Annotated in this window: 10 protein-coding genes; 2 read left to right on the forward strand and 8 right to left on the reverse strand. The window is 35.6% G+C overall.

Going from position 1 to position 12882, the window contains the following annotated elements; all coding sequences use genetic code 11:
- Positions 1-141: 141 nt before the first annotated feature.
- Positions 142-1461, forward strand: a complete 1320-nt coding sequence (locus KKC46_06725; GenBank protein MBU1053507.1) for a diguanylate cyclase — start codon at positions 142-144, stop codon at positions 1459-1461.
- Positions 1462-1484: 23 nt separating this feature from the next.
- On the opposite strand, the gene KKC46_06730 is transcribed toward KKC46_06725, so the two are convergent.
- The 5 genes from KKC46_06730 to KKC46_06750 form a co-directional block, all read right to left on the reverse strand.
- On the reverse strand, positions 1485-1847 hold the full coding sequence (locus KKC46_06730) for a VanZ family protein (protein MBU1053508.1): 363 nt from the start codon (positions 1845-1847) through the stop codon (positions 1485-1487).
- Between the two features lie 45 nt (positions 1848-1892).
- Positions 1893-4175, reverse strand: coding sequence for a tetratricopeptide repeat protein (locus KKC46_06735; GenBank protein MBU1053509.1), 2283 nt, complete (start codon positions 4173-4175; stop codon positions 1893-1895).
- Between the two features lie 113 nt (positions 4176-4288).
- Positions 4289-5125, reverse strand: coding sequence for a dihydrodipicolinate reductase (gene dapB / locus KKC46_06740; GenBank protein MBU1053510.1), 837 nt, complete (start codon positions 5123-5125; stop codon positions 4289-4291).
- Between the two features lie 87 nt (positions 5126-5212).
- On the reverse strand, positions 5213-6916 hold the full coding sequence (locus KKC46_06745) for a phosphotransferase (GenBank protein ID MBU1053511.1): 1704 nt from the start codon (positions 6914-6916) through the stop codon (positions 5213-5215).
- A gap of 22 nt (positions 6917-6938) precedes the next feature.
- Positions 6939-9560 carry a 1-acyl-sn-glycerol-3-phosphate acyltransferase gene (locus tag KKC46_06750; protein ID MBU1053512.1) on the reverse strand — a complete coding sequence of 874 codons (2622 nt, stop codon included), beginning with the start codon at positions 9558-9560 and terminating at the stop codon, positions 6939-6941.
- 481 nt (positions 9561-10041) lie between these two features.
- On the opposite strand from KKC46_06750, the gene KKC46_06755 reads away from it, so the two are divergent.
- Positions 10042-10314: a hypothetical protein gene (locus tag KKC46_06755; protein ID MBU1053513.1), complete on the forward strand. Its 273-nt coding sequence runs from the start codon at positions 10042-10044 to the stop codon at positions 10312-10314.
- Between the two features lie 14 nt (positions 10315-10328).
- Here KKC46_06755 and KKC46_06760 read toward each other — a convergent pair whose 3' ends face one another.
- From KKC46_06760 to KKC46_06770, 3 genes are read right to left on the reverse strand one after another with little or no spacing between them, the layout of a single operon-like run.
- Entirely contained in the window at positions 10329-11045 is a 717-nt protein-coding gene (locus KKC46_06760) for a GAF and ANTAR domain-containing protein (GenBank protein MBU1053514.1), read from the reverse strand.
- Between the two features lie 19 nt (positions 11046-11064).
- Entirely contained in the window at positions 11065-11769 is a 705-nt protein-coding gene (gene cmk, locus KKC46_06765; protein MBU1053515.1) for a (d)CMP kinase, read from the reverse strand.
- Positions 11769-12854 carry a histidinol-phosphate transaminase gene (locus tag KKC46_06770; protein ID MBU1053516.1) on the reverse strand — a complete coding sequence of 362 codons (1086 nt, stop codon included), beginning with the start codon at positions 12852-12854 and terminating at the stop codon, positions 11769-11771. The genes cmk and KKC46_06770 overlap by 1 nt, the downstream gene beginning before the upstream one ends.
- Positions 12855-12882 lie beyond the last annotated feature (28 nt).

The raw sequence follows: 12882 nt of genomic DNA on the forward strand, positions 1-12882 counted from the left end.
TATCAATTTCATAAGTATTCTTTCCCTTACCAGAGAAATAATTGCTTGACAAATAATTACAATACCAATACGTTAAAAACGTTTTAAACATCTGTTATTCCCATATGTTATTCAAAAACATCAATGCACGGAGCAAAACATATGAATTCTATGCGCAAAACTAAAAAACAGCTTATTGAAGAATTGGACAGTTTAAAGGAACGGGTTTTAGAACTTGAAGCACTTGAAAAAGCCTCGGGGCAGTCAAAAAAAGAATTTGGTGAAAAAATAGGCCGATACTTCCCGCAGGTTGAACATATGGATGAGGCTATCTATGTCATTTTTGATAGAAAGTACGAATTCGTAAACAATCAATTCGCAAAACTCTTTGACGTAACACCTGATGAAGTATGCAGCCCGGAATTTGATCCTATGAAACTGGTGGCTCCGGAAAGCCGAAAACTTGTTACTAACAAATATAAATTAAGCTCCAGCGGCGAATTTATGACTCAACAGTTTGAATTTACCGCGATGAAGAATGATGGATCAAGAATAGAATGCGAAACCTTCATTCTGCTCATCCCTTACAAATGGGGAGTTGCCATTCATGGAATGCTACGCAATATTAGTGTGCGCAAAAGGATTGACGAGGAACTGCAACGAAACCGAAGCGATCTGCAGATAGTCTTAAATTCTATACCAACAAGCATATACTATATGGATACAAATCATCGTTTTATACAGGCAAATAAAGCTTTTTGCAAATCCATTGGTTTTCCTATGGAAAGTATCATTGGCAAGACATTGACCGATATTTTCCCCAATCTGCCTACAGAACAGCTCTCTCATTTCTATGAAACAAATAATGCAGTATTAAATACCGGCAATCCAAAGCGCGGATTTATTGAGGTTTTGCCATCAATTCGCGGAAGAAGATGGATTCAGAACGATCGCATACCTTATGTAGATGAAAAAGGAAAAATCATCGGTCTTATCTGTATTGCCATTGATATAAGCGAACTACGGGAAACGGAAGAAAAGCTCTGGTATCTTAGTTTCCATGATGTTCTTACCGGTTTATACAACCGCACCTATTTTGAAGAAGAATTGTACCGGCTTGAAAACGGTAGGCAATTTCCAATAAGCGTTATTACTGTTAAAATAGACAACCTTCAAAAAATCAATATTCATGAGGGAATAGCAGCAGGAAACGAACTCTTGCGAAGAACAGCCAAGATCCTGAAAATATTTCGCACAGAAGATGTAACTGCCAGAATCAGCGGAGATAAATTCGCAATTCTTCTGCCAACTGCAGACAAATCAATAGGAGAAGAGGCCATACTAAGGCTTGGAAAAACCCTTGAATCAAATAACAAACATCACAAAGTACCGTTAAATCTCTCTTTTGGAGCCGCTACTGTCAGGCAAAAAGGCCGTTCATTAATTAATGTATTGAAAGAGGCTGAAGCCGCTATTGCTTAAAACATATGGCATTAGGCGCTATATTATACAAAACTAATAAAGCGCCTTAAATAACCCCAGCCATAAATCCCGAAATAAACACCTATAGTATTCATTACAATATCCGCCGCAGAGAAAGTTCTTCCCGGAACATAAAGCTGGCCGATTTCTATCAATACTCCCAAAAGAATCATGCTAAAAGAAGCCGTTAAGGCAAACTTTCTGTTTGAATAGGCAATCATGGGCAAAACGGACAACCAGCTGTATGAAAAAAAATGGTAAAGTTTGTCCACCTGCCAGAAATCAACCGGAAATTTCACACTAGGCATAAGCGAAAAGTAAATAACTATTCCAATAGAACTTATCCATATTACTGAAATCAATCCGGCCCGGAATTTATCCTCCATGAGAAACCTGTTTGCTATACCCTTTTGCCCTATCAATTTATGAAACTATTTTATCGTTTTAAGTGTTGCAGAAGCTTCACCGGAACCTTCAAATTCAGGGTCAAGCTCCAGGGCTTTCTTAAGCTCAATTTTTGCAAGATCAAGATTGCCGTTTTTATAGTAGGCCATTCCAAGATGGTATTTCACAAGGGGCTGATCGGCAATATTTTCATTTGCATCTTTAAGGTATGAAACGGCTCTGCTGAAAATATTTTTTTTGTAATAAATCCATCCAAGCGTATCGGAAATATGAGGATCATCAGGAACCAGTTCTTTGGCCTTTTGTGCAAGGTTTAGCGCCTCGTCAATATTACCTCCCTTTTCTGCATAAATATAGGCCAGATTGTTTAAAGCTGGCGGAAAGTCGGGATTGATGTTTAATACCTTTTGATAGTGATCTTTAGCTTCATCATATTTCTTCTCATTTTCATAAATCATCCCTAAAGCCATATGGGCATTGAGAGAATCAGGAGCCTTTTTTATTGTCTCCTTATAAGAACTCTTTGCCTTATCCATTGTTTTATGGCGCAAATAAAAATTGCCAAGCGCCATATGCAAAGCCGGTATTTCAGGGCTAATCTCTATGGATTTCTTTAGATTATTTTCCGCATTTGCCAGATCTTGAACAACTTCATAAAGGCTGGCAAGAATATTATAAAAAAAAGGATTCTTAGGAGAAATTTTAATTTGCTCCTCAACTCTTGCAAAACCCTTATCATAATCCTTATTTATAATCAGAACAGCGACAATAAATCTTAAAGGATCAATGTAATTTGGTTGCAGTTTCAAAGCTTTTTCAAAATTTTCAATAGCCTCTTTTTCTTTCTTTTGTATTAGTAATAAACGACCCGTCTGAGTATATGCGACAGGGTTGTTAGGCGCAATTTTGATCAGTTCTTCAAAAGTCTTTGAAGCTTCGGGAATATTTTTCTGCATAAGGTATGAATTACCCATAATCAGATAAGATTGGGGATTTCTGGGATTTTGGTTCAATACTTCCTTTGCTTCATTAACCGCCTCATTATAAGCTCCTTCTCTCATATATATATTTGCAAGAAGAAATTTTGGTTCAGGCCATTTTGGATTTAGTTTAATTGCTTCTGCAAGAGCTGATTTTGCCTGCTGTATTTCTTTGTTTCCGTAATGAGCCATGCCAAGAAGATAATAACCTAAAGGAACTTTTGGATTGTCTTTCAAATATGACTGGAAGAAACTTTGCGCTTCGGTAAATTTATTCCTGACCAGATAGAGTCTCCCCTTTAAGAGAAGCCCCTCATAGCTTTTAGGATTAATTTTTATAATTTTTTCTGTTTCCTTCAAGCCTTCATCATACTTTTTATTATCTATGTAAAAACTTGCCAGCTGTGCTAAAACTTTAATGTTTTCGGGATTTATCTTAACAGCTTCTTTAAAGGCAGCTTCTGCCTTTTCTTTTTTGCCCCATGCAAGATAAAGCTCTCCAAGGCGCATTTGCACAGGGATATCTTTCGGTGATAATTCCATAGTTTTTAAAAACTGCTTTTCTGCATCCTCAGGCCTTTTTGTAACAAAATAGAAATTCCCCAATGCCACATAAACTCTCGTATCCTCAGGAGCCACTTTAACTGCATCCATATATTCACGCTCTGCTTTATCCTTATTACCGGAACGCAAATAAAAATTTGCAAGAGCAAAACGTGCCACTATGCTCTTTTCATTTAATTTTACTGCAGAAATCAACATTTCTTCTGCTTTGGGAAGATCTTTTTTCATAATATAAAGATTGGCAAGATGCAGATAGGCTTCAATTTTCATTTTCCCTTCTGCAGCTTTTTTTGCTTCGGCAATCGCAGCATCAAGATTTTTTTCGAAAATATACAAGCCGCTGAAAAGCATGTGCGCTAAAGAATTATTCGGATCTTTTGAAAGAACAATATCCACATGTTCTTTTGCTTTTTCAGGTTTTCCTGATAGAAGGTATATTGTACCAAGCTGGTTATGTGCATCTATCATATCAGGATCAAGCTCTACAGTTTTCATAAATTCAGCATAGGCTTCTTTGAATAATTTTGTCTTCATATAAGCCACACCAAGTTTATAATGAGCCTTTGAATCCTTAGGATCAAGCTTCACAACATTTCTATATTCCAGGATCGCTTCACGAAATTTGTTTTCAGAATAATATTTTTCAGCTTTAGTAAAGTGTCTTGCTTTTTTTGCCTCATTCGAGCAGCCTGGACTGATTAACAAAAAAGAACCAACAAGAAATAAAGAAATAATAAGCCACAAGCGCTTTTTACAATATTGCATTTTCCGTCTCCTCATATTTTTTAATGGTTCAAGGAACAGGATTAAAGATCTATGTTTAAATAAAACATAATAAACAGATACCCTATGGCATTAAGCAAATAAAACTTAAAGATTCAAACGCCGGTTCCTTTTAAAACATCAATCATTGAAAACACTTTTCCTTTTGCGCCTTCATTTATTCTGCTGTTCAAATAAAGTATTGCATCAAGAGTGCCTGCTACATATACATCACGGCCGTTTACATTATGTGTAAACTCAAATTTGACGGTTTTATCCCCGGAAGCAATTGTATAAGTATGCCAACCATGCCCCTTGATAAATTCTTCAGGTACACCCCACATGTTCTTTTGATTTTCAGGGTCTCTTTCTTTGATTACCTGCTCATCAGTAAAAGGTATTCCAAGCTTATTAAAATATCCGATCATTGCTTTTGCAGTACCACTTGTATCAGCTTTACCTTTTTGATGACTCTCTTTGAGTGTAAGAGTATATCCCTTAAACAAATCGGGAAATGTTTCTGCGCCATATTCCATCATTGCCTGAAAACCGACTATCTGTTTTGCCATGTTAGGTGCAATTACTGCACAAATTCCTGATGACAAAACAGCATCTTCAAGCTTTCCTCTTTCACCGCCTGTTGTTCCCATTACAAAAGGAAGTAAATTATTACAGAAAAATTCTGCATTGCTATTTGCTGCTAAAGGATGGGTATAGTCCACACTTATAAAATTATTTTCTTTTGTCTTTAATTCCTTTATGGCATCAACTCTTTCACCCGGATGAATAAGGCGGATGCGAACGGAAGCAATATCATATTCTTTTTCAATAATTTCAGGCCCGGTAAGAGATAATGGAATAAGTTGAAATCTGTCATCATTTAATACATGCTTTGCAATATTTGAAGCCATATTTCCCGGCATTCCATTTACCATAACTTTTACTTGATCCATAAATTCCTATAGCCTCCTTAACTAGGGCCTGGGATTATTCGCCCTCATACAGATAACGGGTATTAACAAACCCTTCATTATTTTTGCTTATAATATATTGTCAATTAGGTACTTTATACCGGGGAATTCTTTTCCGTCAAGTAATTTAAAATTTTCTTTAAGCCCACTCAATGCAGCAGGAATGTATTTTTCAAAAAATGTTTTTTTCTTAACTTTACTAAGAAATCCAAAAGCACCAAGAATCTGTAGATTTCGTGTTATAGAGCAGTACTTATAGCAATTATAAAATTTGTTTTCATTTATTCCGGCAATTCTTAAAAGCTTTGTCATGCAGTATTCAATAAGCTCCATACGAATTTTATAAGGCAGGGCAACATAGGGATCATTTATTAATGATGCAAGATCATACTGAAGAGGACCTATGCGACCACCCTGAAAGTCTATAAAATAAATACTGCCATCTTTAATCATAATATTTCGAGACTGCATATCCCTGTGCATAAATCCTTCGAATTGATTGTCGAGGGCCCGGAAGGCTATTTTCATAAATTCATTTTCTAACTTATCAAAGTCGATATTTAAATTCAAATAACCTTTTAAAAAAGCATCAGTAAAATATCCGCACTCTTTTTGCATTATAAGTTCAATGCTATAATTGGAAGTTTGATATGTCCAGGAAGTATCAAAATCAAAACCACCCGAAATAGAAAGCTCGATAAGTTGATCAATGATACTTCTATACCAGTTTATGATCTCGCTTTGACTAGTGGCATTTATTATAACTGCCTGCAAATTTACATCTCCCAGATCTTCTACAAAAACAAGCCCTGAAAAGGCATCATGAAGATATATCCTTGGAAGCGGCAAACCTTTGCTGTTAAGATGGTTGCCGATTTGTATAAAAGAGTCAACCTCCGTATTTGAAATTTCTCTTCTTATACCGTGATCTGCCATGATAAGAGAATACTGTCCGGAGATCAGACGAAACCATTTTCTATCGGACCCATCACCCGCAAGATTAATCGTCTTGATTTCCTGCTTCCTGTAATCACCAAATGCAACCTTGAAAGCTTTTGGAGCAGTTTCTTCTATAACAGCCTCTTTGTAGGCTTCAGGTGTTCCAAGATCATTCCAGCACAGTTTATCAGGTATATAGGCATGAATTTGTTTGCCATCAGCTATTATTTGTCTATAAACATCAATGCTGTGGGAAAATTTATTCTCAGGTATTAAATCTATTATTTCAGGATCTATAACCTGTATACCTGTAAAAGCAAGCCTTGTATTATAGTCCTGCCCGCAAACCGGCTGTAGTGAATTCTCTCGTTGTTGCTGTTCAAAACCAAGAACAAGATTATCTTGACTGACAAAAACATTATTGAACTTTTCAAAATCAATTAATACAAGAGTAACACAACCATTGTGTTCAAGATGGAAACTATATACTTCTTGCAGGTTTATATCTGTAAGTATATCGCTGTTTATTACAATAAACGGTTTATTATCCAAAAAATCCGCAACATTTTTTATTGCCCCGCCCGTTCCTAATATTAACGGCTCATAGCGTGTAAATACCGGTATCAAATATTTCTGTGAAGATATAAAATCGTCTATTTTCTGATAAAGATGGTGAATGTTTATTATGATTGCCTCACATCCTGCAGCCTCCAGCTTTCTTATGATTATATCAATCAGTGGGCGGCCTCCAACCGGGAATAGCGGTTTAGGAGTATGTTCGGTATAAGGAAGTAGCCTTGTTCCGAGGCCGGCTGCTAAAATGAGAGCTTTCATGTTTTAAATAATTATATTTCCATTATCCGGCATATCGCAACAAACTAAGGTATTTATTAATAATATCTTCATAATATTTTATTTTATCAGGATTTGAAGAATCTTTTATCCCCTTATTCCCAAAAAAATCCAACGCATTGGTATAGTTTACTTTAGACATGGCCTCAATTTGTTTGATCTCATTTTTTTTATACATACGGCTTCCTAAGATTTGGATTTTTTTTATGCGCTCTTTTGCATCAAGCCCTTTTTTAGGAGTTGCTCCTAAAAATTTTATCACAACGAGATATGATTCAAAGTAGGGCTTTAAAAAATTAGAAAACATATTCAGCGTTTTTAACCCGGCTGATGTAATATTATAAGTATCGGGAAGCTTTTCATGAGGTACAAGTACGGCATTATCTATAAATACCTTTATACTTTTACGGACAAAATACTCTGTAGTTTTATCAACATCATATGCAAATTCATATTTAAAAAAGTTTTGCAAAAAAGCATATCCGGCGTGAAGATCGGAAGCTTGGAACTGAAATGATTCTATTTTTAGAATTTCAATAGCTGAAATAGCCGCCGGAATAAAATGCGAAATGCTGTTGTTTTTGTAATATTCAATTGCAGGACGCTTATTTATGTTAACAAAAAATTCAGATGATTGAGGATCGCTCGTTTTTCCATGGTAAACCGGTTCAATAAATTTTCTCTGGATATATGATTCAAAAACCAGTTCTATGGCTCGTTTATAATCGGAAATCAGAGTATCCGAAATCTTTGTTTCCTGATAAGATAAATATTTAATATACGTTTCTATATCGGAAAGGATATTTTCATAGGTAAATCTATTTTTTGTACAGTTTAAAATAGCGCTTGCGGTAAGAGAGAAGGGCGTAACAACAGAAGCATCATTGATAGCATTTATCATTCTATATCCAAGATTCCGGCAAAAAGCATTCTGCTCTTTAGATGTCATACTTTTTAGAGGAATATCTCTATCTGCAAGAAATTCATTAAGTGAAATCGATTCATTAAATTGAATATATATCTTCCCGTACTTTTTCTTCAGTAATTTTCCGGCCTTTATTAACTGGAATAAATTTTCCGGCTCTTTTTGCCCGCCTTCAAGCTCATCAAGATAAGAACCTTCTTCGATAACTCTGTCATAGCCTATAAATATGGGCACAAATATCAAATCCTTGCACGCTCCCTTTTTATAAGCTTCTAATAAAATAGAAAGAAAGCCAAGCTTAGGCAGGATAAGTTTTCCGGTTCTGCTCCTTCCTCCTTCTATAAAAAATTCGATATTAAAACCTTCTTCAAGGAGCTTATATATATATTCGGAAAAAACTCTCAAATAAAGAGCAGCACCTCCTAAAGTGCGCCTGATGAAAAAAGCGCCACTCGCTCTGAACAAAGGTCCCATAGGCCAGAAAGAAAGATTTTTCCCCGCGGCTATATGGGGACTTGGCATATTATTATTATAAAGCAAATATGAAAGTATAAGATAATCAATATGGCTTTTATGGCATGGAATTAATATCAGGGGGCCTTTCAAGGACATATTCTTTACTTTATTTAATCCATCCGTGTTAATGGTATAACCATCAAACATGGTATTTACTATCCATCCCACTAACGCCGCTATAACCCTTATGACTGAATTATTATACTTTGCAGCAATTTCATCGAGATATTTTTCAACTTCCTTCCGCACTTCGTCAATGGTTGTTTTTCTGGACTTTGAATATGTTTCAAGAAATACCGTAAATCTAGGACTTGCCAGAATACTTTCTTTTAACTCCGCTGGTGACTTAAGCGCAGGCCCAATAATGGTTTGGCGATGACGATTTAGCTGAAGAAGTAAATTCCGCCTTAAAAGCAGTGACAGATATTGTATTCCATATACTTCTTTATCCTTTGATTCCATAAATTGTTTCAAATTTATAGGCTCGGATAATTCAACAATTATTTTTTCAGGATACTTAAAAAGTGTTACAATTTTTCTAATCCGTCCGGCTTTATAAGCAGTACCAAATACAATATCAGTCAATGGATTGGTTGTTCGAATGGGGCTTTTCCCAAATGACATGATTTGCGGAATTATATATATGGGCCGTTCGGTTGTTTTCTGCAATTCGAGAAGATACGCTATAGGATCGGTTTTATCCTTAGCAAAGCGTTTGTAAAACGGTTTATCTTTAACTAGTGACAGAAAAGCTGATTTACCCTTTAAGAGCTCTTCTTTAATATATCCGTTTTTATAAGGATCGGGAAATGATTTGTTTTGAAAATAATAATCCAAACAGGATACTATCATCCTTAATTTTCTGGATGTTTGTTGCCATATAGATGCATTGTAGTCAAAACCGATTTCGGGAAAAGGAAGCCCCATTTCCTTATAGCATGCATAAGCAAATAAAAATTCAAAATTACTTTTAAATTTTGATGCATAAATAACAATTGCATTTCCAGGAAGTTGTTTAAAGATATTAAGCTGATCGGAATCTATTTTTATACCGGAAAAAAACAATTTGAGAAAATGAGATAAAAAGAAATTTATATTTTCCGGCAAATAACACGAATAATAATTATGAGTATCAAGAAGAATACCGTTAATCCACTTTCGTACTTTTTCTTTAAATTTATTCATGCCAGAGTATATCAATCCCGAAGGCTTCACAAATAATCTCTATTTAGTTGCATTGATAGATATTAGTGCGCCTTGCATATAAAGGTCTTTTTATTTTGCCGCTCATATTATGACTTTTTATGGGAAAGTCAATCTTTGATGAATATTATAAAAAAAGTTCTTCAGAGCCACTTATTAACAGACAAATGCCTGTAGATTATCAAAACTCGTTTTTTTTGCAATATTTTAATTGATATTACAATCATAGTTGGCCAAACCATACCTATAAAAAAATTGGCACCGCTATTTTAAAACTTAGCTATTAAGCTATAAATTTAATATGTTATATAATCATATTATAACAGCAAGATATATTATTTAAGTAAATTCATTAAAACTGCTTGATTTAGTATTTGTATTTTTATTAAACTTACAATAAGTTTACGATGAATTCATAAATTCACAAAATGAACGATTATTTAATGCAGGATGGTGGTTGAATATGGTAATTTTAATAGTTGGTGCTACAATATCAATAATAGGTTTAGTTTTGCTTATACTTTGGTGGAAAGAGTTTCTTATGATTCTATCCGGCACTATCCCTTGCTTGCTTCTCATAAGCGGTGCATTTATTATTTATCTTGGATTTGATAAATTGAAAGAAATATGGAGCAAGGAAACTGTCGTCTCTGATGCCGTATCTGAAGAAGTAGAAAAATATAAATATGAAGTTGACGAACTTAAAAAAGAGATTGAATCGCTAAAAAAGGGGTAAAGTATAATCTTTAGTTACGGTTCAAGTTCTTCGGAAAGTAATATGGCTTCAGCCACACTCCTTATTGATTTTCTCGTATCCATACTTCGTTTTCGTATCCAACGATATGCTTCATCGCCGCTTTTATTCCGACGGAGCATAAGAATTTCTTTAGCTTTTTCAATAAGTTTTCTGGTTTCAAGCTCTTCCTGAATAACTTTTGTTTTAACCATCAATTCTGTATTCATTATCGCAACTGCAGCCTGGTTAGCAACTGTTCGTATAAGATTGACTTCTATTTCAGAAAACTTTCTGGAAACAGATGTAAAACAGTTTAAAACACCTATGATATTTTCTTCTTTAACCTCAAGGGGAACACCGACCATGGAAACAAGACCCAACTTCTTTGCCATTTCCTTTTCCTTGAAATTGGGTTCTTTTAGCACATCTTCAATTATCAGCGGTTTTTTGTTTGTTGCTACAAAACCTACCACACCTTCGTTCATGTTTAATGAGCGATCTTTGACATAGTAAGGGTCCAGTGCCTGTGTTGCTTTAAGACGGATTTTAGGAGGAGATTCGTTTTCATCTATAAGCCAGAGAGAACATATTTCAACGCCTGTTACCTTGGCAGTTACCATTACTATAAGCTTTAGAATATCTTCAAGATATAAGTCAGATGTGATTACTCTGCTTATATCCATAAGAGCCTTTATATATTTATCGTGGGTTTCGGGAGAAGCAATTTCCATAGTATTTAATTTACATAAACTATCTATCCGGGCAACCGGGATTATTAACGCAAGAAAGCATCTTATTCACAACCGCTTCAATATCAAGATCGGTTGAATCTAGTATAATAGCATCTTCGGCCGGTTTTAAAGGAGCGAGTTTCCTGTTTTTGTCGTTTTCATCACGAAGCTTTATATCGCTTTCAATTTCCTCTAATGTGATAGAGTCTTTTGTTCCGGATAATTCCATATATCTCCTGAGAGCTCTTGTTTTAACGGAAGCATCAAGATAGAATTTTACATCGGCCAAGGGAAAAACAACAGTGCCCATATCGCGTCCTTCAAAAACAGCCCCCTTTTCTTTACCAAGTTCTTTTTGCAGGAAAAGAAGATATTTTCTTACTACCATTCTTGCTGAAACCGCAGAAGCAAGCATAGACATCTCAGGCGTTCGGATTTCATCTGATATGTCAGTATGATTGGATAAAAGGCGAAGCCCTTTATCATTTCTTATAAACTCAAGATTAAGAGTCGCACAAAGCTTTTCAAGCTTTAAATCATCATCAGGGCTGATATTATGTTTTTTCGCTTCATAGGCAACACCCCTGTAAAGAGCACCTGTATCAATATATTTATACCCGAGGCGTTCAGCCAGTATCTTACTCACCGTAGTTTTGCCGGCACCGGCAGGGCCGTCTATGGTTATGAGAAGAAGTTTTGCGACAGTATCGGCATTGTTATTCATTACAGCACCTTTTTGAGGGCATTTAAAAAACGTATATTTTCTTCATGCAACCCGATGCTGACCCTAATGTATTCGGGATATCCATAGGAAGTCATCGACCTTACAATTACTCCAAGTCTTAGCATGCTTTCAAAAACATCATCTGCGCTCTTTTTAACATCAATTAAAAAAAAGTTCGACTGTGTTGGATAAAAACTGATTCCGATTTTATTTAAAGCATCATACATAAATTCAAGCTCATCATGAACGAGCTTTATTGTTTTATTAAAAAACTCCACGTCTCCAAGTGCCGCAGCAGCTCCTGCCTGAGCAAGAGAACTGGCATTAAAAGGGGGTCTGATCCTGTTTAAAATGCCAGCTATATATTCGGGCATAACACCATAACCTATCCTTAAGCCCGCCAGTCCGTATATTTTTGAAAAAGTACGAAGTGTCACTATATTAAATTCCGAACCGATATAATCCAAACCTCGCACACAATCTTTGTCACGGATAAATTCTATATACGCTTCATCCATAACAACAATTACATTACCCGGAACTTTTCTGATAAATTTTTCAAAGTTCTTTTTTGAAATAACCGTCCCGGTTGGATTATTAGGATTACACAAAAATATCAAGCGGGTTTTGTCCGTAATCGCTTCTGCAATTGCATCAAGATCGATTGAAAGAGATTTTAAAGGAATAAACAAAAGCTTTGCGCCAGCACTCTTAGCCGATATCTCATACATCAGAAAAGAAGGCTTTGGTATTATCACTTCATCTTCCGGCATTAGAAACGCGGTTGTAAGCATTTCTATTATTTCATCGGAGCCGTTTCCTAAAACAATTTTATTAGATGAAACCTCAAGATGCTTTGAAAGCTTGTTCACAAGTTCACAACCACTTCCGTCCGGATACCGGTTTAACCCTGACAGTACTTTCTCAATAGCACTAAGAGCCATTGGAGAAGGCCCAAGAGGATTTTCGTTTGATGCCAGCTTTATGGAACCTGATATCCCATACTCTCTTTCAAGCTCTTCAATGGGCTTTCCCGGAACATAAGGTTTTATGGAAAGTATATGTTCAGGAGCTTTAAGTTTCATATCGAATATTCCTATTAATCTCCCCAGG

The sequence above is a fragment of the Pseudomonadota bacterium genome (assembly GCA_018817425.1).
In the GTDB taxonomy this organism is placed as follows: domain Bacteria; phylum Desulfobacterota; class Desulfobacteria; order Desulfobacterales; family RPRI01; genus RPRI01.